The 24,336-nt window shown below is 34.2% G+C and carries 23 protein-coding genes and 1 riboswitch; of the genes, 18 read left to right on the plus strand and 5 right to left on the minus strand.

The annotated features are described in order from the left end of the window. Window positions 1-105 precede the first annotated feature (105 nt). Window positions 106-294, minus strand: coding sequence for a hypothetical protein (locus AC1DY0_RS04815; RefSeq protein ID WP_477187525.1), 189 nt, complete (start codon window positions 292-294; stop codon window positions 106-108). Window positions 295-529: 235 nt separating this feature from the next. Here AC1DY0_RS04815 and polA point away from each other — a divergent pair, with 235 nt between their 5' ends. Then, window positions 530-3,403, plus strand: a complete 2,874-nt coding sequence (polA, locus tag AC1DY0_RS04820; RefSeq protein ID WP_477187526.1) for a DNA polymerase I — start codon at window positions 530-532, stop codon at window positions 3,401-3,403. A gap of 127 nt (window positions 3,404-3,530) precedes the next feature. Here the strand turns inward: polA and AC1DY0_RS04825 are convergent, their stop codons facing one another. Further along, window positions 3,531-4,874 (minus strand): outer membrane protein assembly factor BamB family protein, encoded by a 1,344-nt coding sequence (locus tag AC1DY0_RS04825; RefSeq protein ID WP_477187527.1) that lies wholly within the window; start codon window positions 4,872-4,874, stop codon window positions 3,531-3,533. Window positions 4,875-4,979: 105 nt separating this feature from the next. Further along, window positions 4,980-6,830, minus strand: a complete 1,851-nt coding sequence (locus tag AC1DY0_RS04830; RefSeq protein WP_477187528.1) for an alpha-amylase family glycosyl hydrolase — start codon at window positions 6,828-6,830, stop codon at window positions 4,980-4,982. A gap of 257 nt (window positions 6,831-7,087) precedes the next feature. Here AC1DY0_RS04830 and AC1DY0_RS04835 point away from each other — a divergent pair, with 257 nt between their 5' ends. The 3 genes from AC1DY0_RS04835 to AC1DY0_RS04845 all read left to right on the plus strand — a co-directional run bounded on the left by AC1DY0_RS04835 (window position 7,088) and on the right by AC1DY0_RS04845 (window position 9,426). After that, window positions 7,088-8,107, plus strand: a complete 1,020-nt coding sequence (locus AC1DY0_RS04835) for a sensor histidine kinase (RefSeq protein ID WP_477187529.1) — start codon at window positions 7,088-7,090, stop codon at window positions 8,105-8,107. After that, window positions 8,097-8,825, plus strand: a complete 729-nt coding sequence (locus tag AC1DY0_RS04840) for a LytR/AlgR family response regulator transcription factor (RefSeq protein WP_477187530.1) — start codon at window positions 8,097-8,099, stop codon at window positions 8,823-8,825. The genes AC1DY0_RS04835 and AC1DY0_RS04840 overlap by 11 nt, the downstream gene beginning before the upstream one ends. 181 nt (window positions 8,826-9,006) lie before the next feature. After that, the gene (locus tag AC1DY0_RS04845; RefSeq protein ID WP_477187531.1) at window positions 9,007-9,426 is read left to right on the plus strand and encodes a hypothetical protein; all 420 of its coding nucleotides are present in this window, start codon (window positions 9,007-9,009) and stop codon (window positions 9,424-9,426) included. A gap of 98 nt (window positions 9,427-9,524) precedes the next feature. Here AC1DY0_RS04845 and AC1DY0_RS04850 read toward each other — a convergent pair whose 3' ends face one another. Continuing rightward, on the minus strand, window positions 9,525-10,544 hold the full coding sequence (locus AC1DY0_RS04850; RefSeq protein ID WP_477187532.1) for a LacI family DNA-binding transcriptional regulator: 1,020 nt from the start codon (window positions 10,542-10,544) through the stop codon (window positions 9,525-9,527). A gap of 350 nt (window positions 10,545-10,894) precedes the next feature. Here AC1DY0_RS04850 and rplM point away from each other — a divergent pair, with 350 nt between their 5' ends. The 4 genes from rplM to tsf all read left to right on the plus strand — a co-directional run bounded on the left by rplM (window position 10,895) and on the right by tsf (window position 13,804). Next, window positions 10,895-11,350 carry a 50S ribosomal protein L13 gene (gene rplM / locus AC1DY0_RS04855; RefSeq protein WP_326400300.1) on the plus strand — a complete coding sequence of 152 codons (456 nt, stop codon included), beginning with the start codon at window positions 10,895-10,897 and terminating at the stop codon, window positions 11,348-11,350. Beyond that, complete coding sequence (gene rpsI, locus AC1DY0_RS04860; RefSeq protein ID WP_077371473.1) at window positions 11,350-11,736, plus strand: 30S ribosomal protein S9; 387 nt, start codon at window positions 11,350-11,352, stop codon at window positions 11,734-11,736. Before rplM ends, rpsI begins: the two co-directional genes overlap by 1 nt. Window positions 11,737-11,910: 174 nt before the next feature. Next, a complete protein-coding gene (rpsB, locus tag AC1DY0_RS04865; RefSeq protein WP_477187533.1) occupies window positions 11,911-12,705 on the plus strand; it encodes a 30S ribosomal protein S2 in 795 nt (264 codons plus the stop codon). 136 nt (window positions 12,706-12,841) lie between these two features. Then, window positions 12,842-13,804: a translation elongation factor Ts gene (gene tsf, locus AC1DY0_RS04870; RefSeq protein WP_116796238.1), complete on the plus strand. Its 963-nt coding sequence runs from the start codon at window positions 12,842-12,844 to the stop codon at window positions 13,802-13,804. Window positions 13,805-14,123: 319 nt separating this feature from the next. On the opposite strand, the gene AC1DY0_RS04875 is transcribed toward tsf, so the two are convergent. After that, a complete protein-coding gene (locus AC1DY0_RS04875) occupies window positions 14,124-15,386 on the minus strand; it encodes an MFS transporter (RefSeq protein WP_477187534.1) in 1,263 nt (420 codons plus the stop codon). A 223-nt stretch (window positions 15,387-15,609) separates the two neighbouring features. Here AC1DY0_RS04875 and AC1DY0_RS04880 point away from each other — a divergent pair, with 223 nt between their 5' ends. The 10 genes from AC1DY0_RS04880 to AC1DY0_RS04925 all read left to right on the plus strand — a co-directional run bounded on the left by AC1DY0_RS04880 (window position 15,610) and on the right by AC1DY0_RS04925 (window position 24,299). Beyond that, window positions 15,610-16,668: a Ppx/GppA phosphatase family protein gene (locus tag AC1DY0_RS04880; protein WP_477187535.1), complete on the plus strand. Its 1,059-nt coding sequence runs from the start codon at window positions 15,610-15,612 to the stop codon at window positions 16,666-16,668. 145 nt (window positions 16,669-16,813) lie between these two features. Then, window positions 16,814-17,530: a hypothetical protein gene (locus AC1DY0_RS04885; RefSeq protein WP_477187536.1), complete on the plus strand. Its 717-nt coding sequence runs from the start codon at window positions 16,814-16,816 to the stop codon at window positions 17,528-17,530. After that, entirely contained in the window at window positions 17,530-18,099 is a 570-nt protein-coding gene (locus AC1DY0_RS04890) for a DNA-3-methyladenine glycosylase I (RefSeq protein WP_477187537.1), read from the plus strand. The genes AC1DY0_RS04885 and AC1DY0_RS04890 overlap by 1 nt, the downstream gene beginning before the upstream one ends. 71 nt (window positions 18,100-18,170) lie before the next feature. Next, window positions 18,171-18,995 (plus strand): hypothetical protein, encoded by an 825-nt coding sequence (locus tag AC1DY0_RS04895; RefSeq protein ID WP_477187538.1) that lies wholly within the window; start codon window positions 18,171-18,173, stop codon window positions 18,993-18,995. Between the two features lie 145 nt (window positions 18,996-19,140). Then, window positions 19,141-19,237, plus strand: a riboswitch (TPP riboswitch). 65 nt (window positions 19,238-19,302) lie between these two features. Beyond that, complete coding sequence (gene thiS, locus AC1DY0_RS04900; protein ID WP_477187539.1) at window positions 19,303-19,509, plus strand: sulfur carrier protein ThiS; 207 nt, start codon at window positions 19,303-19,305, stop codon at window positions 19,507-19,509. Between the two features lie 227 nt (window positions 19,510-19,736). After that, window positions 19,737-21,560: a phosphomethylpyrimidine synthase ThiC gene (thiC, locus tag AC1DY0_RS04905; RefSeq protein ID WP_477187540.1), complete on the plus strand. Its 1,824-nt coding sequence runs from the start codon at window positions 19,737-19,739 to the stop codon at window positions 21,558-21,560. An 11-nt stretch (window positions 21,561-21,571) separates the two neighbouring features. Beyond that, a complete protein-coding gene (locus AC1DY0_RS04910; RefSeq protein WP_477187541.1) occupies window positions 21,572-22,183 on the plus strand; it encodes a thiamine phosphate synthase in 612 nt (203 codons plus the stop codon). Further along, on the plus strand, window positions 22,156-22,911 hold the full coding sequence (locus AC1DY0_RS04915; protein WP_477187542.1) for a hydroxymethylpyrimidine/phosphomethylpyrimidine kinase: 756 nt from the start codon (window positions 22,156-22,158) through the stop codon (window positions 22,909-22,911). The genes AC1DY0_RS04910 and AC1DY0_RS04915 overlap by 28 nt, the downstream gene beginning before the upstream one ends. Then, window positions 22,904-23,542: a thiamine phosphate synthase gene (locus tag AC1DY0_RS04920; RefSeq protein ID WP_477187543.1), complete on the plus strand. Its 639-nt coding sequence runs from the start codon at window positions 22,904-22,906 to the stop codon at window positions 23,540-23,542. The genes AC1DY0_RS04915 and AC1DY0_RS04920 overlap by 8 nt, the downstream gene beginning before the upstream one ends. Continuing rightward, a complete protein-coding gene (locus AC1DY0_RS04925; protein WP_477187544.1) occupies window positions 23,523-24,299 on the plus strand; it encodes a thiazole synthase in 777 nt (258 codons plus the stop codon). Before AC1DY0_RS04920 ends, AC1DY0_RS04925 begins: the two co-directional genes overlap by 20 nt. Window positions 24,300-24,336 lie beyond the last annotated feature (37 nt).

The raw sequence follows: 24,336 nt of genomic DNA on the forward strand, positions 1-24,336 counted from the left end.
CTAAAAATACAAAAAAAGTCAGTAAATTTCTCTACTGACTTTCAAAAACAATTATCCCTTTTGTTTTGCTTGCATCCTCATATGCAAGCAAAACAAAAGGATTGATTATTTTTTTTCTTTAGAGGTTGGTGTTGCTGTTGTAGCTTCTTTTTGCTCTTTTTTCGCTTTTTTGTGTTTTGGATGTTTAGTCATTTTCACTTCTTTCACTGTAGCTGTTTTTTCAGTCAGTGTTTTGGCATTTACCATAACTGTTGTTCCAAATAATACTGCGATTAACATCAATAACTTTTTCATGATTTCTAAAATTTTGAATTAATAATTTGTTATTTATAGGTCAAATGTATAACCGTGAAATGAAGACAAAATGAAGATTTACCATTGTACAAAAGTTTAACTTTGTCTTAACGCACTCATCTTTAAAGTTTAAAAAAAGGGAACGATTACTACTTTTCGATTGGTATCTATAAATTTCGACAACAAATTCATTTTTAAAACTCAATTGCCTATTTTTACAGACTAAATTTTTTATATGTCTGCTCAAAAACGCCTTTACCTTCTTGATGCTTATGCATTAATATTTCGTGGTTATTTTGCCTTTATAAAAAACCCAAGAATCAATTCGAAAGGAATGGATACTTCGGCTATTATGGGATTTATGAATGCCTTGATGGATGTTATAAAAAGGGATAAGCCAGATCATTTGGCTGTGGCTTTCGACAAAGGCGGGAGTACATACCGATACGAAATGTACCAAGAATACAAAGCAAATCGCGACGAAACCCCTGAGGCCATTAAAATTGCCGTTCCATATATTCAAGAATTATTGAAAGCAATGCACATTCCCATTATTGAAGTTCCTGGTTTTGAAGCTGATGACTTAATAGGAACCATTGCAAAACAGGCGGAAAAAGAAAACTACCAAGTTTTTATGGTTACCCCAGACAAGGATTTTGCCCAATTGGTTTCCGAGAATATTTTTATGTACAAACCCGCACGTATGGGAAATGGTATAGAAATTTGGGGAATTCCTGAAGTGTTGGAAAAATTTGAAATCACCAATCCTTTACAAGTAATTGATTATTTAGGAATGATGGGTGATGCTGCCGATAATATACCTGGATTACCAGGCGTTGGCGAAAAAACAGCAAAAAAATTCTTAGCCGAATACGGATCAATGGAAAATCTATTGGCCAACACACATCAATTAAAAGGTGCTATAAAAGATAAAATTGAAGCCAATGCAGAATTAGGAATTTTATCTAAAAAACTAGCCACCATCCTACTCGATTGCCCAGTAACATTCAACGAAGCTGACTACGAATTATCAAAACCTGATGTTGAAAAAACTGATGCGTTATTTCAGGAATTGGAATTTCGTCAAATGAAAGCGCAATTTGATAAATATTTTGGCACGGGCAAAGAATATGATGAAATTGATACAAATGGAATCCTCACCCCAGCCATCTCCAAAGGAGAGGGAGAAGGAACTCCAAAAAAAGCTCCCGCTAAAAAAACTAACGAAGATCAATTTGATTTGTTTGGTTTTTCGGATGAAGAAAGCAACGAAGTTCATCAGAATTCACATTATGCAACTTTAGAAAATACCGAACATTTTTACCAAAGTATTCAAGGAGATTTTGCTGTGAAATTACTCTTGCAAAACCTAATGAATCAAACTTCGGTATGTTTTGACACTGAAACTACCGGAATTGATGCCTTGAATGCCGAACTGGTTGGAATGTCCTTTTCTTTCGAAAAAGGAAAAGCATTTTATGTACCGTTTCCGGAAAACCAAGACGAAGCACAAATTTTAGTTGACAAATTCAAGCCTTTCTTTGAAAATGAAAACATCGAAAAAATTGGTCAAAACGTCAAATATGATTTAAAAATCTTATTGAATTATGGTGTTCAAATCAAAGGAAAGTTATTTGATACTATGATTGCGCATTATTTAATCAATCCCGATATGCGTCATAATATGGATGTCTTATCCGAAACCTATTTGAAATATTCACCAAAATCAATTGAAGATTTAATTGGTAAAAAAGGCAAAGGGCAAAAAACAATGCGTGATGTAGCATTGGAAGACATTAAAGAATACGCTGCGGAAGATGCTGATGTTACCTACCAATTGAAACAAAATTTCAGTCCAATTCTTGACAAAGCGGAAACAAAAAAATTATTTGACGAAATCGAAATTCCATTAATACCTGTTTTGGCCGCAATGGAATTGGAAGGAATTAATCTGGATGTTCCTTTCTTAAAATCGATGTCGGTTGAAATGGCCACCGAAAGCAATGCATTGGAACAAAAAATCTATGAAACTGCTGGCGAGAAATTCAATTTGGCTTCTCCAAAACAACTTGGTGATATTTTATTTGACAAATTAAAAATTGGCGGAGCTAAACAAAAGAAAACCAAAACTGGTCAATATGCCACTGGCGAAGAAGTTTTATCGTATCTGGCCAATGATAACGAAATTGTCCGTGATATTCTCGAATGGCGTCAAATGGTAAAATTACAAAGTACTTATATCGATGCTTTACCTAACCAAGTTGATGAAAAAACAGGACGTGTTCACACCGATTATATGCAAACTGTTGCTGCAACAGGGCGTTTGAGTTCTAACAATCCAAACTTGCAAAACATCCCTATTCGTACCGAAAGAGGACGTTTGATCCGAAAAGCATTTATTGCCCGTGATGAAAATTACACCTTGGTTTCTGCGGATTATTCTCAGATAGAACTGCGAATTATAGCGGCTTTATCTGGCGAAGAAAATATGATTAAAGCTTTTCAAAACAACGAAGATATCCACAGGAGTACTGCTGCTAAAGTATTCAACGTTCCATTAGAAGAAGTAACCAAAGAACAACGTAGCAATGCCAAAACCGTAAATTTCGGAATTATATATGGTGTCTCTGCTTTTGGATTAAGCAATCAAACATCTCTTTCAAGAAAAGAAAGTGCCGAGTTGATTGATGCATATTATGCAACCTATCCAAAATTAAAATCTTATATGTCCGATCAAGTTGATTTTGCCAGAGAAAATGGGTATGTGCAAACAGTTTTAGGAAGAAGACGTTACTTGAAAGACATTAATTCTGCCAATATGATGGTGAAAAGTGGTGCCGAACGAAATGCTGTGAATGCCCCAATCCAAGGAAGTGCTGCCGACATTATCAAAATTGCGATGATTAATATCCACAAAAAGCTAACCTCTGAAAACTGGAAATCCAAAATGTTATTGCAAGTTCATGATGAGCTTGTATTTGATGTCCATAACTCTGAATTGGAAAAAATTAAGCCAATGATCAAATATGAGATGGAAAATGCCTTTACAATGGCAGTTCCTTTGGATGTAGAAATTGGAATGGGAAAAAATTGGCTGGAAGCACATTAGAAAAAGAACTCAGTTAGCAGTTTTTAGTACTCAGTTTAAATAAAAACAAAAAAGAAGCAGAAATAACATTTGGTTGGCAACCATAGAGATTCTTGCTTCTTTTTTATTTAATGACACCTTTTGGAAATTATTTTTTATTCTGCAATTCAATGGCATAACAATTGCCATCGGCACTTCCAAAATAAACAGTATTATTAGCTACAAAAGCAGAAGAAACAATGGATCCCATTTTATAAAATTGGTCCATCACCGTTTTATTGATATCATAAAAAGAAAGATCTGCTCCTTTGGCAGCATAAGAAAAGTCAATGAGATTATTATTTAATATTTCCGGGCTAAACAATTTTCTGTTTTCCGTGCTGAAGCTATTCCATTCCTTACCCAAAGATTTTGTATTTACAGCAAAAAAATTACCTGTAAAATCTCCAAAATAAGCCGTATCACCAGCAATAGCAGGAGAAGAATACACATAACCGTTTGCTTTAAACTTAAATAATTCTTTTCCTGTTTTTGCATCCAAACCTAATAATGCAAAAGTATCCGAAGTACCTACATACACAACACCGTTATCCACAACTGCCGAACTGATTATCCAAGAATAAGCGGCATCATACTTCCAAACTAATTTTCCTGTTTCGGCATTGAGTGCAAATAAAAAGGGATCACGAGCTCCAAAGTACACCATGTCATTGGCAACAGCCACAGTAGATTCTATTCCTTTGAAACCCATCTGTTTTCCTGTTTCAAATTTCCAACGCATTTCTCCGGTTTTTATATCTATGGCATACAAATTTGCATCCCAACTACCTATATACAAAGTGTTTTTATACAGAACAGGACTGCAGTGAATCGATCCTTTAGCTTCAAACTTCCATTTCAGTTCACCTGTATTTGCATTGAGTGCATATACATTTCCATCACTGCTCCCAAAGAAAACACTTGGGTTTTGCTTGTCAGGATTTATAACTGGGGATGACAAAAAGAAATCCCACAAATCATCCATATACTTATCAATAGGTTTCAATCCTAAAAAGCTTATTTCACCAGACCATTGTTCGCCCCCAGTTTTAAATTTCCATTTCAACTGACCTGTTTTGGAATCGACAGCATAATAATAGCCATCAAAACTACCTATGTAAACAGTGTTCTTGAAAACAGCAGCAGAGCTATGTACTGGACCACCGGTTTTAAATTTCCAATATGTCTTGCCCGTGTTTTCATCAATAGCATAAAGATTCCCATCCTCACTACCTACATAAACAACTCCATTATGAACAATTGGTGATGAAAAGATCTTTCCGTTTGTTTTAAAAGTCCATTTTAGATCACGCAAAGGCATATATTTTTCACCTTTAAAGAGGCGATTTTGAAATGCACTCGTAGGTCCTTTTTTTCCTTGCTGCCCAAAAACAGTAGAATTGTTTACTCCAAAAAGAATTACTATTATAGCTATTAAATACGTTTGTTTCATGTTAGGCTATTTTTTACAAATACAAATCTGTTGATAATAAATGTTTTAAACTACAAGATATGTATATTTTATTACAAAATAAAAAAATAGGCTGTCTCTTCCCTGTTATTTCAGTTCCAACACCCACATTTTCATCGCAGGAATAGAAGTCTTATTCGAAGTATTTAATCCCTCCTCTGTAATAACATTTTTTGCAGAGGTAAAACCAGTAGTTCTTTCATCATACTTTTGAAAATCAATTTCTTTTTCAGAATTGCTTGTATTCATAACACACATTATAGTTTGATTTTCATCATATCTGAAATAAACATACAATCCATCAACAGGAACATAATGCATCATTTTTCCCGTTTTAAGTGCAGAAGAGTTTTTCCTGAAATTTCCCAGTTTACGAACTAAATCCTGTGTAGATTTTTCATCATCTGTCATTCCTTTTCCAGTAAATGCATTTTTGGAATCTCCTTTCCAACCACCAGGAAAATCAGCACGAACCAAAACATCAGGAGCTTTAAATCCTTTCATCAACACTTCGGATCCATAATACAGCTGCGGAATTCCCCTGCAGGTCAGCAACCATTGAAATCCCATTTTTTGCTTTTCTACATTCTCTCCGACTACTGAGAAAAAACGTGGTTCGTCATGATTATCCAACAGCAATACTTTTTGCATTGGGTTCTTACTCAAATAATCGCTGCTCAAAGTATAATACATTCTGTTTACACCTTCTTTCCATCCGAAAGGCTCAGTCAAAGCGGGGATAATTCCGTAATACAAAGCTTGAAAATCAACAACGGATGGCAAATTGCTTTTGAAACTCACATCCATATTATTTTGCTCAAAATACGCCTGATTAGCGACACCATGAACCATTATTTCTCCAAAAAGAGTCATTTTAGGAAACTCATCCATAATCGCTTTGTTGCAACGATTTGCAAAATCCAAATCATTATAAGTATAGGTATCGAGACGAATTCCGTCAATACCAAACTTTTCAATATACCAAATACAATTTTGAATAATGAAATTGGCCATAAATGGATTATCGTGATTGATGTCTGGCATTATCGTATCAAACCAGCCATCACTCATTCTTTTTTTATCTGATTTTGTGCCGTACGGGTCAAACAAAGTAATTTCTCTGAAATTGGTTTGCGTATAGGTTGGCCAGCGATGTACCCAATCATTGGCTGGAGGATCTAATTCTAAAAAATGAAACGATCCGATATGATTGTAGACCGCATCAAAAATAAGCTTCATCCCTCTTTTATGTAATTGATCACCCAACTTCAGATACAACGCCTCGTCGCCATATCTTTTATCAATTTTATAATGATTGGTAATGGCATATCCGTGTTCGGTTCTTTTTTCCATATCATTTTCCATAATTGGAGTAAACCATAATGTAGTAACACCAAGCCCTTGGATATAATCCAGATTATTGATCACGCCTTGCAAATCACCGCCATGACGATCGGACATATCTTTTCGATTAAGGGATTGATCTCTCATACCTTTTACCTGATCATTAGTAACATCACCGTTACTGAAACGATCCACCATAATTAAATCAATAAAATCACTAGATGTAACCCCTTGTGCATATTGTGTTCCATTACCCGATCTTCGATTATAAAGTGGCCATTTTATTTTTTGCTTCCCTCCTTTTTGGTTCAATTCAATAATTACATCTCCAGCAACTGCCTCTGGCGAAATGACGATATCTATCGCAATATATTTTTGGTTTGGAAAAGAATAAGTCTTTACAACGGTTATTCCAGGATAATTAATTCCTACTTTATCCGTAATAAAAGAATCATCTGTACTTCGAATAAGTAATTGTATTGAATTAGTCTTCATTCCTACCCACCAATTAGTGGGATAGACTTCGGTATTTTTGGCATTTGCTACCAAAGAAAAACCAAACATTAGCATTAAAATTAAAGCTGTTTTCTTCATAATAGTTGTTTATGGGTTTTAATAGTCTGCGAAAGATATTTCACTTTTCGATTATCAAAAAGCCACTTATTTAAACAACATGATTTGTATTGCAAACAACCATTTAAAATCATTTGTGTCGTTTAAATCAGAAAAACGTTTTCTGCAACAGATCAATTTAGATTCTAAAACAAAACCCTTAGCTTTACATTTCAGAAATAAATTCGAGAATGAATGATCTAACTATATATTCAGGAAGCACATCCCAAAAAATAAAAATGTATACAATCTATTGGCTGGGATATATCTTACTGTTCAGTCTAATTCAAGGTTTACCAACCGCCGATTTTTGGAGAGCATTGTCCAATGAATGCTATAGTGTAATTCCTAAAATATTGTTTGTTTTACTGATTGTAGAAATAGCGATGCCTCTTATATTCTTTAAAAAAAGAAAAGCACTCTTCATTTTTACCTACCTGTTTTCAATCCTTTTCTTTGCCTTCATTCAGCGGTTAATTGACAACCACATTATTATTGCTTTCTATTTAACCGAATGGAAATCTGAACCATTATTATCGGCACCCGTTTACCTATATAATGTTATTAAATTACAATTTGTTGTTACAATACCTCTTGCAATAAAGCTCGTCTATTACCTTGCCGAAGAAAAAAACAGGGTTCAATCGATACTTTCCGAGAAATTGCAAGCCGAATTGTTTTCATTGCGAAATCAGTTCCATCCTCATTTTTTATTTAATGTACTCAATAGTTTATATTCTAGAATTCTAAGTAAATCTGATGATTCTGCAGATATTGTTCTTAAGATTTCTGATTTTCTTCGATATTCAGTTTATGAGGCAAACACCAAATACATTCCTTTAGAAAAAGAAATTGAATATTTAAAAAACTACATTTCGTTGCAACAATTGCGATTTGACAACCGACTAGAACTCAGTTTCAGCACTAATAGAATTATGGAAAATCAAGTCATCGAGCCTTTCTTAATCCTTCCTTTTATTGAAAACAGTTTTAAATACTGCTTAGATGACGCCAATTCCCAAGCATGGATTACCATTTCGATTACTACTTCAGAAGAATGGCTAGTAATTAAAATTGAAAATAGTTTACCCCCTGACTTTTCGAAAAATAAAAATTTAGAAAACCCATACAGTGGTGTTGGTATAACTAATGTCAAAAGACGATTGGAATTGCTTTATCCAAACAAACATATTTTGACCATCAAAAATGAAGTAGATTCCTTTTTTGTTTCTTTAAAAATAAAAATAAATGACCACTAATAGAATCAATTGTATCATTATAGAAGACGAGCTTCCTGCATCAATATTACTGGAAATGCATATTGCTAAATTTGATTTTTTGGATTTGAAGGGAAAATTCATGAGTACAAACAATGCTTCGAATTTTTTGAAGACACAAAAAATAGATTTACTTTTTTTGGATATTAATTTACCTGGAAAATCAGGGATCGAATTTGCAAAATCATTACCGAAAGATATCGGAGTCATTTTTACGACTGCCAATCCGCAACATGCAGTAGAAGGATTCGAGTTGGAAGCAATTGATTATTTATTGAAACCAATTTCTTTGGAACGTTTTTCGAAAGCAATACATAAATATTGTAAAATTCAAAAAACGAATCAGGAATTTGAACAATTAACACAAGCAAAAACTGAGCGTCCTTTTATTTTTGTCAAGTGCGAAAGAAAAACACTTAAATTGTATCTGCACGAAATTGATTATTTTGAATCGCAAGGCAATTATCTGCTCATCCATACCGAAAGCGATTGTTTCAAAACACATCAATCCATTACAGAAATGATCGAGAAATTACCCGAAGGCTTATTCTACAGAATTCATCGCTCCTTTTTGATTCCCTTGAAAAAAGTCACCCAATTCAACAGCCGTTCAGTAACTATCAAAAATAAAGTTTTACCTATTGGACGGCTTTACAGTACATCTACGATTAATTATTTGCAATCGTTTATGAAAAAATAGAATTATCTTTTTAATATTTTCATGTCTAAAATTGATTAGTGACACTTTAATTCTACCTGAAATATGTACCTAAGAGATCATTTTAGCAAAATTTCCCTATAAAAAACAAAAATATCTATAACTATTCATTAACTTTAATCTTTTGATTTATAAACCATTGTACTAACCAAAAAATCTCATTATGAAAAGAACGATTAAAACGATTATTTTGTTTTTTGCATTTTTTATCGGAGCGGGCACCTATGCTGTCAGCGCCCAAAATCCACCTGCTCATGCACAAGCACATGGTGTAAAAAAGAAATACAGATATTACCCAGAATCTAATGTGTATTTTAATCCTGTTACTAAGAGATATACATATCTAAATGGCACCAGATGGACTACCGCTATTACTTTACCCAATAGTATTAGATTAATAGGAAGTTTTAATGATTTTGATTTTGACGGAGACGATCCTTGGAAAGAAAATTCAAATCACAAACAGAAATACAAACCGGTTAAACAGACAAAACCAGTTAAAACCAGCGATGTGAAAAAAGTTGAAAAAACAGTCAACTCATACGATTCAAAACCGAGCAAAGGTGGTGGAAAAAAGAAATAATGTTCTAGAGAACAATATTTCTTTTTGAGAATAAAAAAAGGCAATCGAAATTTTTCACGATTGCCTTTTTTTACAATTATATTAAAGAAGCTTTTTTATTATTTAGTAGATTCTCTTTCCTTTAATTTTGTTTTGATTACAACGGTTTCATAAGGTTTGTGTTCTTCATTTGATTCCAATCTGTCAATTAGCAATTTCACGGCAACTTCACCAATGTCAATTCCGTGTTGACTAACAGTTGTCAGACTTGGCGACAACCTTCTTGATGCCAGAATTCCATCGGCAAAACCAATAATTTTAAGATCTTTTGGAATTTTGTATCCTTTTTTGGCCCCCACTTTTAAAGCTGCAACCGAATCGTTTTCATCTAATGCAAAAACACCGTCCACAAGATTATTCGAATACAAGTCAGTAATTTTATCAATAAGATCCATTTCGGAATCTGTTCTGATAATAATATTCTCGTTTATTCCTATATTATTATCTTTTAAAGCTTTCAAATAACCTTCAGCTCTTAATTTACCAACACTCAAATTATCCACAGATGAAATTAGGGCAATATTTTTACACCCTAAATCAATTAAATGCTGTGTTGCATTATGTCCTGAATCAAAATCATCTACAATAACTTTATCACATTCTACTTCGTCTGTGGTTCTGTCAAACATCACAATTGGTGTACCATCATTTATAATAGAAGTAAAATGACTGTAATCATGTAATTTTTGTGCTTCTTCAGAAATTGACAAAACAAATCCATCAATAGTGCCATTACTCAACATTTCAAGAGTATGGGCTTCTTTTTCAAGCGACTCATTGGAAATACACATAATAACATTGTAACCTTTTTCATCGGCCACTTTCTCAATACCACTAAAAACTTTGGCGAAAAATGAGTTTAATATATTAGGTATGATAACTCCAATCGTTTTAGTTTTTCTGTTTTTAAGATTCAAACCGATAACATTGGGTTTGTAATTTTTTAATTTTGCATATTCTTTAATTCTAATTTTTGTTTGCTCGCTTATTTCTGGACTATCATTAAGTGCCTTAGAAACAGTTGATACCGAAACATTAAGTTCTTTTGCAATTTGTTTTAATGTTGCTTTTGCTTTCATTGGAGAATGGTATTTGGTACTATATTAAGAGTCGTTAAAAAATTAAAATGACAAGGGATTAAACAAAAGATGCTAAATTTTTACTAAATATATAAAATTTAACAGGCATTTGAAAGGTTAAAAGCGAAAATTACAAAAAAAATGCAACATCAAAAAAAATATTCCAGTAAATTATTTTAAAAAAATGAATCTCAAACTAAATGGTATTTGACACAATTCAAATATATATTTGATAATCAGCAGGAATCCAACAAAAAAATATTCAAATAAGCTATTTGTATTTAAAATAATTAATTGTACTTTTGCAACCCCTTTATTGGGGATGGAATGTTTAATTAAAATATATTATTGTGAACGCATTAAGCTACAAGACAATTTCAACAACAAAAGCCAATTCTACAAAAGAATGGATTGTTGTAGATGCTGACGGTCATAACTTAGGTCGTCTTGCTTCAAAAGTCGCTATGATTTTAAGAGGTAAGTACAAGCCAAGTTATACGCCACACGTGGACTGTGGAGATAACGTAATTGTTATCAACTCAGAAAAAATTAACCTAACAGGTAACAAAATGGATGAAAAAACATACATCCGTCACACTGGTTACCCTGGAGGACAAAGAAGTTTAACTGCTAAAGTATTGCAATCGAAAAATCCTGCATTACTAGTAGAAAAAGCTGTAAAAGGAATGTTACCTAAAAACAAATTAGGGGCTGAACTTTTTAGAAATTTAAATGTTGTTGTAGGGTCTGAGCACAAACAAGGAGCTCAAAAACCTAGAACTGTTAACCTAAACGATCTTAAGTAATGGGAGTTATTCACAAAATCGGTAGAAGAAAGACCGCTGTTGCACGTGTTTATGTTTCTGAAGGAACAGGAGTTATCGTTGTAAACAAAAAACCATTCGCAACTTATTTCCCAACTGCTACTTTACAGTACAAAGTTTTGCAACCAATGTCTATGACAGAAAACGCATCTAACTTTGACGTAAAAGTAAACGTTTATGGAGGTGGTTCAACTGGACAAGCAGAAGCTGTAAGAATGGCATTGGCACGCGTTATGTGTGAAGTAAATGCTGAAAACAGAGCTATCTTGAAACCAGAAGGTTTATTAACTAGAGACCCAAGAATGGTTGAACGTAAGAAATTCGGTCAGAAGAAAGCTCGTAAGAGATTCCAATTCTCTAAACGTTAATATTGCCTGTCTTGTATTATTCATACAAGACACTCTAGAATGTATTAAAAAATTTAAAACAATGTTGTTGTTGTCCGACCGAGGTTGGAAATTAGTTTAGCATCTAAATGTATTTAGCCGAATTTTCGCCATTTATACATTGCTAATCAACAGAACGTAAACTAGTACAAAAAAATGTCAAACAAAGTAGAAGTAAAAGAATTACTAGAAGCAGGTGTTCATTTTGGACACATGACTAGAAAATGGGATCCAAATATGGCTCCTTACATTTATATGGAGCGTAATGGTATACACATTATCAATCTATATAAAACTGCAGCAAAAATTGAAGAAGCTAATGACGCTTTGAAAAAAATCGCTGCATCAGGTAGAAAAATATTATTTGTTGCTACCAAGAAACAAGCAAAAGACATCGTTGCTGATAAAGCAAAAGCTGCAAACATGCCTTACATCACTGAAAGATGGCCTGGTGGAATGCTAACTAACTTCGTAACTATCCGTAAAGCTGTTAAAAAAATGGCTACTATTGATAAAATGAAGAAAGATGGTACATTCATGACCCTTTCTAAAAAAGAGCGTTTACAAGTTGATCGTCTTCGTGCTAAACTAGAGAAAAACTTAGGTTCAATCGCAGATATGTCTAGACTTCCTGCAGCATTGTTCGTAGTAGATATCAAAGCTGAACACATCGCAATAAAAGAAGCTCAAAAATTAAACATTCCAGTTTTTGCAATGGTTGATACAAACTCTGATCCACGTGAAGTAGATTATGTTATCCCTGCAAATGATGATGCTTCTAAATCAATTGATAAAATTTTATCTTTAGTAACTGCTTCAATTATCGATGGTCTTGCAAATAGAACTTCTGATAAAGAAACTGATGCTACTGAAGTTGTTGCTGAAACTGAAGCTCCTGTAGCTGAAGCTCCAGCAGTTGAAGCTCCTGTAGCTCCAGCAACTGAAGAATAAATCAAATTTTAAATTCCAATTTTAAATTCCAAATTCCATAAAAAATTAGAAACAGTATGTTGATAATTTAATAAAATTGGAATTTGGGATTTAAAAATTGGAATTTTTACTTTTATAACATTAAACACATTATATTATGGCAACAATTACTGCTGCAGACGTAAATAAATTAAGACAAACTACAGGTGCCGGAATGATGGACTGTAAAAAAGCTTTAGTTGAAGCTGAAGGAGATTTCGATAAAGCTATACAAAACCTTAGAGAAAAAGGACAAAAAGTTGCTGCTAACCGTTCTGACCGTGAGTCTAGTGAGGGAGCTGCTGTTTCTTTTATTAATGCTGACAAAACTAAAGGAGCTATCATCACTTTAAACTGCGAAACAGATTTCGTAGGTAAAAATGAGGCTTTCGTAACTTTGGCTAAAGAATTAGTAGAAAGAGCTATTAACTTCTCTTCTAAAGAAGAATTTTTAGCTTCAGATTTCAACGGAATTACTGTTGCTGAAAAATTAATCGAGCAAACTGGTGTTATCGGTGAAAAAATCGAAATCGGTGGTTTTGAAATCTTAGAAGGTGCTTTCGTTGGATCTTACGTTCACGTTAACAAAATTGCTGCATTAACTGCAATTTCTGCACCAATTGCTAATGGTGACGTTTTAACTAAAGACATCTCTATGCAAGTTGCTTCTATGGGAGCTGATACATTATCTTACAAAGATTTTGATCCAGCTTTCGTTGCTTCTGAACTTGCTGCTCGTATTGCTATAATCGAAAAAGAAAATGAAGAAGCAAAACGTTTAGGAAAAACTTTAAAAAATGTTCCTAAATATATTTCTTACTCTCAATTAACTGAAGAAGTTATCAAACAAGCTGAAGAAGATGCTAAAGCTGAATTAAAAGCTGAAGGTAAACCAGAACAAATTTGGGATAAAATTATCCCAGGAAAAGTTCAACGTTTCATCTCTGACAACACTACTTTAGATCAAGAGAAAGCCTTATTAGATCAAAACTTCATCAAAGATGACAGTAAAAAAGTTGGTGATTACGTTAAAGGATTCAATGTTGAAATTACAGGTTTCAAAAGAGTTACTTTAGGATAATCAATTAGATTACATCAACGATATCTAATTACAGATTTTCGTTTACTCATAAAATCCCATTTCTTCACGAAATGGGATTTTTTTATGCCTTTACTTAATCGTTTTAAAATAAGTTTTCAGAACAAACAAAAAAACTGATATGATCTAGTATTCTAAAAACAATTAATAACTCTTAACAAAGCATCAACAAAAAAAAGTAACATAAGTCCTAAAGCAAAAAAAACAGCAGTAAACAAAAGTTTACTACTGTTTTAAATCATTCCATTTACTCTAACTACTTTAAAAATAGTTAATTATATAGTATTCAATATAAGTAAAATTATTTATCCGACAAAACCGGGCTATTGCTCTCGTTGCTTTCTACCGGTATCATCCTATCTTTCAATTCTTCTTTCTCAACCATCTTAGACAGCTTGAAAACAAGCAAAGTACCCGCTACACCAAGAACAGTCATAAACATCCAATTGGACTCATAGCCAGAATTCTGAATAATTTCCATACCGGTTTTAGCGCTTAAAATATGTGCAAAACTATAACTCATGGTAAAAGCTGCCATATACTTACCTTCTTGCATTTCATTAGATCTCTCCATTGCGAATGAATTAGCAAATGGAAAAGTCAACATTACTCCACAAGTCATAAAAAGCATCATAGGGATTAAAATAGCTTCCCAAGGGAACAATAGAAGTAAAAAACTAGTTGCCATAAGCAATAAGCCTAAAGAAATTACTTTATGGTTGTTTATCTTATTCTTACTCACATAATTCACAATAGGAAGTTCAAAAAGCAAAATAAGCAATCCATTTAAACTCAAAAGCAATCCACTATCAAATTCTGACATATTAAATCGCTCTTTATGATACAAAGGTAAAGTTGTAAAAATCTGGAAAAATAAAATTCCAGTTATCAAACATATCACTAAGTGAAGCATAAAAGGCTTGTCTTTCATAACTGAAACCTTCTTGAAAGCTTTTTCATGATGTTTTTTCAATTTCACAGGCAATTTCTTTTCTTTCACAAAAAACATGAAAACAATTATCGCCAAGATACAGGTTGCACCATCAACATAAAATATATACTCATATCCCAATTGCATAATAATCAACCCTCCTAGAACTGGTCCAAAAAGGAATCCTAAGTTAATCGCTGCACGGGTTAATGAATAGGCACGAGCTCTATTTTCTTTTGTGGTAAATGTCTTTAGACACACCAACATTGCAGGTCTAAACATATCGGCAATAGTAGTCAATACAAGTATACCAATACAGAGTTCTTCAAAAGTTGTTGCATATTGCAACAAAATAAACACGATACCACTAGCAAATAGACTAAAGACCATAACTTTATAAAAGCCGATCTTATCAGATAATTTACCACTAAGCCAAGTTCCAATTATAGAACCGACTCCAAAGAAAACCATCACCCAGCCAATTTGACTGTAAGTGAATTCTAAATTTTCTTTCATGTACTTTGAGAGAAAGGGAATAACCATAGTCCCTGCTCTGTTGATGAATGTAATTAAAGTAAGTATCCAAATCTCTTTTGGAAAATCTTTAAAATTGTTGAGGTATTTTTTTATCATAATTAATTTGTTTTTGGGGCAAATAATTTATTCATTTTGGCAAAAATAGATTTTTTTTTCAATCAACCAACAATCAGGTAGTTAAAAAACATAATAATTTCATAACATTTCTAAAACATTTTTGGTTAAAAAAAAAGTTATTCAAAAAAAACACTAAAAAAAAGGAATTTATAGATTTTTAATATAGATTTGCAATCAGCATTAACCCCAAATAACAATAATTATGAAAGAAAAAATTTACTATTTAATAATAGGCCTAATCTTTACCTACACAGCACAGGCGCAACTTTATGGAGGAATAGAAATTGGAAGTAAAGGTATCAAAATGACCGTTCTTCAAGTTGAAAGTATTAAAAGAAACACCTACGATGTAAAGGAGTTTTGGACTGAAAACGTAGGAATAGCAGCTGGTATCGGAATAGACGGTACTCTATTAAAAGAAGACATCGACAAAGCAGGAGGAGTAGTTTACAACAACTATAAAAAAATGCTTAGTGAATACAAGATTGAAGACAAAAATATTTTTATTGTAGCTTCTTCAGGTGTTGGTCTTGCGACAAATACTAATGATTTAGTTGTAAAAATAAAAGAGTTGACAAATAAAAAAATAGAAATCATCTCCTCTTCACTTGAAGCTAAATTGCTTTTGAGAGGTTGTATCCCACCTAAAAACTATTTAAATTCTGTAATTATTGACATAGGTGGAGGAAATACTAAAGGAGGTTATGCCAAAGACATTAACGACGCATCTGTATTTTTTCCAATTTCATGTGATCTTGGAACTGTAACTTTGACTGAAATCATCAATAAAAAATGTAAACAAAAAACTGTTTTCGAATTCAACGAAAACTTGTTTGACTATTTACCTACAATGAGAGAGAGTTTCAAAAAAATGTATACAAGCAGAGCTGAATCACAAGACAAAAGCAATGTTTACATCTCTGGCGGTGCAGCTTGGGCTTTTTACACACTTTTAAATGGAGCTAAAGCAGAAGAAAACTTTACTCAAATCCAATATGATGATATCTTATCTATTAGAACAATTGCAGAAAACAATTATCAAAGATTTGTAACAAGTGCAGAAAGTAATGTTGAAATGAAAAAAGTATTAAACACTTACCAACAAAAATACTTAATCGCAGCTTTCAATCTTTTGGAAACTTCTCTTGAAGTTATTCCTAACATTCAAAGCAAAAAGATTTTCTTTGCAAAACAAGGTCAAATTGCTTGGTTAGTTAGTTATGTTTTCGACAATGCTAAAGGTGTAAAACAAATATACTAGATATAGAGTCCAAACATATTTCCCTAAAAATCAAATCCCATACATTCACTGTTTGGGATTTTTTTTTCTCTTTTCAACAATTCTTTTGATTAAGATTTTAAAAAAAGTTTAAATTTGAGTAATTTAGCATCATAACACCCTACTCATGAATAACTTTAAAAAAATATTTTCATTTATCTTTCTCGCTTCACTAATTAGTTGTGGAAAAAATGAGCCAGAAGGAATAGAAGAAATAGAAACAAATTACACCCAGACTTCAAATATCAAAACAGAAACAGCGGCTACAAATACAGAAACAAAAGCTCAAGATGAAGCTGTAATCACAGAAACAGAAGAGACAGAGAATGATTCTGATTCAGATTCAGGTTTAGCAGCAGCTATACAAAGACAAATTCCAGCCTCCCAAACCTCGGAACAAGAAAATATTCAAAACAACAGCATTAATGTAGAACAAATTGTTGTGACTACAGCGCCAACCGAGAAAGATGCAGAAGTTGTTATCAACTCACCTTTAAGAAATTTACTTAGGAATGGCCAAGTAGGAAAATCATACTCCAAAAAAGAACTTATTGAAGAATATAAATTTCCAAAACAAGCAGTAGATCTGATAAAACACGTAACCTGTGTTGGTCCAAACAAATTATATTTCAATTGGGGTTCCACTTGGCTTGTCGAAAAAGTATCGGATGCAGAATTCGAAAATGACACCATGATTTTTGTCTTCAAGAAAAACAAAACTTACGTATCAGGTGGTGCCATCGGCATCAAGTATAACAAAAAAATATACACCGAATTAATACTTAATAACGGAGCAGCCTATATTCCAACCGTAAAAGGCTACCACTGGGATATTAATAAATAATGAAAACAGAACTCACAAGATGTGCTTGGTGCAATTCCAGTGAATTATACCAAAAATACCACGACGAAGAATGGGGCGTTCCTGTTTATGACGACCAAAAACTTTTCGAATTCTTACTCTTAGAAACATTTCAAGCTGGATTAAGCTGGATTACCATATTAAACAAAAGAGAAAATTTCCGCAAAGCTTTTGACAATTTCGACTATAAAAAAATAGCCACCTATTCCGAAGATAAAATTCAGGATTTACTACAAGATCCAGGTATCATCCGAAACAAACTCAAGGTGTATTCCGCCGTTTCCAATGCCATAGCCTTCATAAAAATTCAAGAAGAATACGGCAATTTTTCCAAATACATCTGGGGTTTTGTAGACGGAAAACCTATTATAAACAACCGAAAAAGCCTCAGCGAAGTACAAGCCACCACTCCCCTTTCCGATGCCATTAGCAAGGATTTAAAAAAGCACGGATTCAAGTTTGTCGGTTCAACCGTAGTGTATGCCCATATGCAGGCCACCGGAATGGTTGATGACCACGTAGCCGATTGCTGGAAAAGAAGCAAACAATAAGCCGTATTCAGCTACAATACACGTGTTTTTTTTACAAAAAAGACTATTTTTGCTAAAAAATATTTTTTTTTATGAAAAAAACAATTACTCTTTTAAGTATTTTTTTATTGTCTATTGCATCGTGTACGAAAGATGATGATTCTCAAAATCAACAAAAAACAATCCTTCTTAACAAAATTATTACAACAGATGGCGCGAATACCTACACTGGTATCTTTACCTACGATGGCAATAAAATTTCAGAGATAGCTTATTCTGATGGCAATAAATTTGTTTATACTTACACAGGCGACCAAATTAGCACAGTAACAAGCTACAAAGGAAATACAATCATTGGTACCATCGACTATACTTATCAAAATAACAATCTCAAAAGCAGTATTGAAAACTATCTAAGTATATCAACTGGAGTTACAACTAACCATAAATTGAGAACAGTTTACACACACAATTCTGATGGAACGATTTTAGAGGAAAGATATAGCACAGATCCAAATACAGAGATAGAAACAAAAACTAACAGTACTACATATACTTTTGCAAATGGCAATTTGACAAAAGAAATTAATACATACACCTATTTTAACGGAACTACAAACACTACTGTTAAAAACACTTATGTTTATGAATATGACAATAAAAAAAATCCTGATTCAAACATTTTAGGACTTAATAAAATTGAATTCAGCGATACCTCATCCTTAAACAATATCATTAAAAGAACAATTTCCTTTGAAAGCACAACAGATGGCATTCATTTCACAGCCCAACCTGACAAAACAATAAACTATATTTTATCTTATGATGCCAACAATTTTTTAAAAGAGAGAAAATACAACGATACCAATAGTAATAATATCCCAACTACATTCACTACACAATATTTTTACGAATAGTAAAAACACTTAATAGAAGTTCAATCAAAGGTTCAATTTTAAATTATACAAAAATAAAAAAGCATGCTAAAAATAACTTTAGCATGCTTTTTGGTTAAAAAACAATCACATACGTACTTATTTATAATAAATTATATACATTTGCTTCACACTTTAGGGGTGTCTACAAAATTGTAGGCTGAGACTTTACCCTCGAACCTGATCTAGTTCATACTAGCGTAGGAAAAAGTAAGATGACTTCCATGTACCATTTTGTGTACACTTGTAGCCATTCCTAAAGTATAACCTATACTAAATTCAAAAAGGAATGGAGCTAAAAATCAACAATCAAACCAAACAATTCCCCCTTGACAGTCTCACTGTACAAGCACTTTTAGACATAGAAATTCCCGAAAAACAAAACGGAATCGCCCTAGCCATTAACAATACCGTAATTCCAAAATCCGATTGGAATTCGCATTTCCTCAACACAACAGACGACATTCTAATTATTTCTGCCACACAAGGCGGGTAAAATACTTGCGCCCATTTGCCGCATAAGTACGCAAAAGATCATGTGGGCGTGCCACCATTAGAAAAAGGGGGCTACCAATCTTTACGCTTATTCGCCCCCTTTCCCTAATGCTGTCGGGCTATCCGCGCTACTTCGGTAGCTAGCTTCTATCCCTCACGCGGACGCACCAAACCAAGAGCATTCGATTTTTAAACAAAAAAACTTTTCAAAATATAAACTACAGACCAATGAACAACGAAGAAAAAATCTCAAGAACTCCGTTTCCAAATTCAAAAAAAGTATATATCGAAGGAGAAATCCACCCGATAAAAGTTGCTATGCGTGAAATCTCCCTAGCCGACACTAAAATGTCCAATGGAAGAATAGAAAAAAATCCTCCTGTAACTGTTTACGACACTTCAGGTCCTTTCACTGATCAAAATATCGAAATTGACATCCGAAAAGGATTGCCTCGCATACGTGAAAAATGGATACTAGACCGCAATGACGTAGAAGAACTGACCGAAATCTCCTCTGAATACGGAAAATCTCGTTTGAATGACGAAAAACTAAACGACTTACGTTTCGAATATCTACACAAACCAATGCGTGCCAAAAAAGGAGCCAATGTTTCTCAATTGTACTACGCAAAACAAGGCATCATCACTCCCGAAATGGAATACATCGCCATTCGTGAAAACCAGCGCATCGAACAATTGAACGAGCAATCTAAAGCGATGCAATGCCAACATCAAGGACATAGTTTTGGAGCATACACCCCAAAAAGCAAAATCACCCCCGAATTTGTTCGTAGTGAAGTAGCCAGAGGTCGTGCCATTATCCCTAACAATATCAACCATCCCGAAAGCGAACCTATGATTGTGGGACGTAATTTCTTGGTAAAAATAAACGCTAATATTGGAAACAGTGCCGTGACTTCCAGTATCGAGGAAGAAGTAGAAAAAGCCGTTTGGGCTTGTCGTTGGGGAGCGGATACCATTATGGATTTATCTACAGGTAAAAATATTCATGAAACAAGAGAATGGATTATTCGTAACTCTCCAGTACCAATTGGAACAGTTCCTATTTATCAAGCTCTTGAAAAAGTAAACGGAATTGCAGAAGACCTGACTTGGGAAGTATTCCGAGATACTCTTATCGAACAAGCCGAACAAGGAGTTTCCTATTTCACCATTCACGCAGGAGTACTATTGCGCTACATTCACCTAACAGCCGACCGCGTAACTGGAATTGTATCCCGCGGTGGTTCTATCATGGCCAAATGGTGTTTGTTTCATCATAAAGAAAATTTTCTTTACACACACTTTGAAGACATTTGCGAAATCATGAAGCAATACGATGTCGCTTTCTCTCTTGGAGACGGTTTGCGTCCAGGCTCTATCGCCGATGCCAATGATGCCGCACAATTCGCTGAATTGGAAACACTAGGAGAACTGACAAAAGTAGCTTGGAAACATGATGTTCAGGTATTCATCGAAGGTCCCGGCCACGTTCCAATGCACATGATTAAAGAAAACATGGACAAACAATTGGAACATTGTGATGAAGCACCTTTTTACACTTTAGGCCCATTAACAACAGATATAGCTCCAGGTTACGATCACATCACTTCTGCCATTGGTGCCGCGATGATTGGTTGGTACGGCTGTGCAATGTTATGCTATGTTACGCCAAAAGAACACTTAGGACTACCCAACAAAAAAGATGTCAAAGACGGAGTGATTACCTATAAAATTGCCGCACACGCCGCCGACTTAGCCAAAGGCCATCCAGGTTCACAATATCGCGACAACGCCTTAAGCAAAGCGCGTTTTGAATTCCGTTGGGAAGACCAGTTCAATTTATCACTGGATCCAGATACTGCCCGAGAATTCCATGACGAAACATTACCGGCAGATGGCGCCAAAGTAGCACACTTCTGCTCGATGTGCGGGCCTAAATTCTGTTCCATGAAAATATCACAGGAAATTCGTGATGTCGCCGAAGCCGAAAAAGGTATGGCTGCAAAATCAGAAGAGTTTATTGAACAGGGTAAAGAAATTTATATCTAAGAAAATAGATTATGATTGTAATCACAAATCCAGTTTCGATAGCCAATGAAATCGACACCATTCATTCTCTTTTTGGGAATGGATTGGAGTTGCTTCATATTCGCAAACCTGATTTATCTGCCGCAGAAATGAGATCATACTTGTCGGAAATAAAATCGGATTTAAGAGGACAATTGGTTTTGCACAGCCATCATCATTTGACTTCGTCATTTGGTATAAATCGAATTCACTTTAGCGAAAGCGAAAGAAAAAAAACAGTAACAATATTCGAAAAATCAGCTTTTGAAACATACAAAACAAAAGGTTTCCATTTATCGACTTCGGTTCATAGTATGGAAGATTTCAATGCTTTGGATCACGTGTTTGAATATGCTTTTTTGAGTCCTATTTACCCAAGTATTTCCAAAGAAAATTATTCTTCAAAAACAAATTGGTTTGAAGTCATTAAAAACAGGACTAATCATGCCACAAAACTAATCGCTTTGGGTGGAATAGAATCAAAAAACACAGAGCAAACATTACAAAACGGTTTTGATTATGTAGCCTTGCTTGGAATCATTTGGAATCAAAACAATCCCATCGAAAATTTTAAATCATGTCAAAAAATCGTCCAATCGTTTTAACTATCGCAGGATTTGATCCTTCGGGTGGCGCAGGAGTTTTGGCGGATGCCAAAACCTTTGAGCAGCATAAAGTGTATGGTTTTGCCATCAACACGGCCAACACCATACAAACCGAAAAGGCGTTCCATAAAATCCAATGGACTCCTATCGATTTTGTTTTGGAATCCATAACAACCCTTTTGGACGGTTATACCATCAGTGCTTTAAAAATTGGCATTGTACCATCATTGGATTATTTGAAACAAATTGTTTTTTGCCTAAAAAAGCATTCACCATCAATCAAAATTATTTGGGATCCAATTTTGAAATCTTCAACCGAATTTGATTTTTTGTCCATAGAAAATCAGGAGACTTTGATCAAAATCCTGCAACAAATTGTGTTGATTACTCCAAATTACAACGAAATCAAACATTTTAATCCTGAAGAAAAAGACCCGCAAAAGATAGCAAAATTCTATTCTGATTATTGTCCAATTTTACTAAAAGGCGGACATAACAGTGATGAAATTGGAGTCGATTATCTATTTACTACAAATAACATTTATACATATCTGCCAAAAACAACCGAATGTTATGAAAAACACGGCTCAGGTTGTGTGCTATCCTCAGCAATTACAGCCAATCTTGCATTGGAACAAAACCTAAAAACGGCTTGTGAAAATGCAAAAGCATATACTGAAAACTATTTACTGTCTAACCCAACTAAACTAGGATTCCATCATGTATAACAAACTACAATACATTTCTCAAGGAGAAAACGTCGAAGAACAACTGTATAACATTCACCAAGCTCTGGATAATGGGTGTGATTGGATACAAATGCGATTCAAACATCAAAAACCTAAAAAAGCATTGGCATTGGCTGAAGCCGTAAAATTCCTGTGCGACGAATATCTTGCTAATTTCATTATTAACGACGATGTTCATTTAGCCGAAAAAATTAATGCAGACGGTGTTCATCTTGGTCTTTCGGATATGAAGATTGCAGAAGCGCGAGCTATTCTCGGCAAAACAAAAATCATCGGGGCGACAGCAAACACCTTTGAAGACATAATCCGTCAGACAAATAATGGCTGTGATTATATTGGATTAGGACCTTTCCAACACACAAAAACCAAGGATAATCTCAGTCCGATACTTGGAATAGAAGGTTATCGCTCCATAATTACCCAAATGGAACAGGCTCAAATTGAAATACCAGTTTATGCCATTGGTGGCATTACATTGGGAGATGTTAACACTCTAATGAAAACGGGAATTCATGGTGTCGCAGTTTCGGGTGTTATTACCAAAAGTGACAACAAACAAGAACTCATTACACAACTTAACTACAACTTATATGGCAACGTCATTGTTTAAGATAGGAGACAGAATACTAGAGTCCAGGCTATTTTTAGGAACTGGAAAATTTGGTTCCAATATAGAAATGGAAGAAGCAATTCTAGCTTCCGAAAGCGAATTGGTAACAGTGGCTTTAAAAAGGATTGATTTAGAAACCGACACTGATGCTATTTTAAATCATTTAAAGCATCCTCGAATTAATTTATTACCCAACACTTCAGGAGCACGAAATGCCAAGGAGGCGATTTTTGCAGCGCAACTCGCCAGAGAGGCTTTGGAAACCAATTGGTTAAAACTTGAAATTCATCCGGACCCGAAATACTTAATGCCCGATCCCATTGAAACTCTGAAAGCGACTGAAGAATTGGCAAAATTAGGATTCATTGTTTTGCCGTATATCCATGCCGATCCAGTTTTATGCAAACATTTAGAAAACGCAGGAACAGCAGCTGTAATGCCTTTAGGTTCACCAATTGGAAGTAACAAAGGATTGAAAACTATAGATTTTCTTGAAATAATCATCGAACAGAGTTTGGTTCCGGTAATTATTGACGCTGGTATTAGCGCTCCATCCGATGCTGCAAAAGCAATGGAGATGGGAGCCCATGCAGTATTAGTCAACACCGCAATTGCTGTAGCCGGAAATCCAAAATTAATGGCTGAAGCTTTTAAAGAAGCCGTAATCGCTGGACGAAAAGCATTTGAAGCAAAACTGGGGCAACAATACAAACAAGCGGTAGCTTCTAGCCCTTTGACTGCTTTTTTGTACGAGTAAAACCACTACTACCAACCCTATCAGGGTTTTGAACCCT

Source organism: Flavobacterium sp. P1_E4 (assembly GCF_056405915.1).

Bases quoted from the DNA above. Each gene is read 5' to 3' on its own strand.
- AC1DY0_RS04910 (WP_477187541.1), top strand. From the start codon at position 21,572: ATGATTGTAATCACAAATCCAGTTTCGATAGCCAATGAAATCGACACC.
- AC1DY0_RS04890 (WP_477187537.1), top strand. From the start codon at position 17,530: ATGAAAACAGAACTCACAAGATGTGCTTGGTGCAATTCCAGTGAATTA.
- AC1DY0_RS04895 (WP_477187538.1), top strand. From the start codon at position 18,171: ATGAAAAAAACAATTACTCTTTTAAGTATTTTTTTATTGTCTATTGCA.
- AC1DY0_RS04875 (WP_477187534.1), bottom strand. From the start codon at position 15,386: ATGATAAAAAAATACCTCAACAATTTTAAAGATTTTCCAAAAGAGATT.
- AC1DY0_RS04830 (WP_477187528.1), bottom strand. From the start codon at position 6,830: ATGAAGAAAACAGCTTTAATTTTAATGCTAATGTTTGGTTTTTCTTTG.
- AC1DY0_RS04840 (WP_477187530.1), top strand. From the start codon at position 8,097: ATGACCACTAATAGAATCAATTGTATCATTATAGAAGACGAGCTTCCT.
- rpsI (WP_077371473.1), top strand. From the start codon at position 11,350: ATGGGAGTTATTCACAAAATCGGTAGAAGAAAGACCGCTGTTGCACGT.
- rpsB (WP_477187533.1), top strand. From the start codon at position 11,911: ATGTCAAACAAAGTAGAAGTAAAAGAATTACTAGAAGCAGGTGTTCAT.
- AC1DY0_RS04920 (WP_477187543.1), top strand. From the start codon at position 22,904: ATGTATAACAAACTACAATACATTTCTCAAGGAGAAAACGTCGAAGAA.
- AC1DY0_RS04915 (WP_477187542.1), top strand. From the start codon at position 22,156: ATGTCAAAAAATCGTCCAATCGTTTTAACTATCGCAGGATTTGATCCT.
- AC1DY0_RS04825 (WP_477187527.1), bottom strand. From the start codon at position 4,874: ATGAAACAAACGTATTTAATAGCTATAATAGTAATTCTTTTTGGAGTA.
- tsf (WP_116796238.1), top strand. From the start codon at position 12,842: ATGGCAACAATTACTGCTGCAGACGTAAATAAATTAAGACAAACTACA.
- polA (WP_477187526.1), top strand. From the start codon at position 530: ATGTCTGCTCAAAAACGCCTTTACCTTCTTGATGCTTATGCATTAATA.
- thiS (WP_477187539.1), top strand. From the start codon at position 19,303: ATGGAGCTAAAAATCAACAATCAAACCAAACAATTCCCCCTTGACAGT.
- thiC (WP_477187540.1), top strand. From the start codon at position 19,737: ATGAACAACGAAGAAAAAATCTCAAGAACTCCGTTTCCAAATTCAAAA.
- AC1DY0_RS04835 (WP_477187529.1), top strand. From the start codon at position 7,088: ATGTATACAATCTATTGGCTGGGATATATCTTACTGTTCAGTCTAATT.
- AC1DY0_RS04815 (WP_477187525.1), bottom strand. From the start codon at position 294: ATGAAAAAGTTATTGATGTTAATCGCAGTATTATTTGGAACAACAGTT.
- AC1DY0_RS04850 (WP_477187532.1), bottom strand. From the start codon at position 10,544: ATGAAAGCAAAAGCAACATTAAAACAAATTGCAAAAGAACTTAATGTT.
- AC1DY0_RS04845 (WP_477187531.1), top strand. From the start codon at position 9,007: ATGAAAAGAACGATTAAAACGATTATTTTGTTTTTTGCATTTTTTATC.
- AC1DY0_RS04885 (WP_477187536.1), top strand. From the start codon at position 16,814: ATGAATAACTTTAAAAAAATATTTTCATTTATCTTTCTCGCTTCACTA.
- AC1DY0_RS04925 (WP_477187544.1), top strand. From the start codon at position 23,523: ATGGCAACGTCATTGTTTAAGATAGGAGACAGAATACTAGAGTCCAGG.
- AC1DY0_RS04880 (WP_477187535.1), top strand. From the start codon at position 15,610: ATGAAAGAAAAAATTTACTATTTAATAATAGGCCTAATCTTTACCTAC.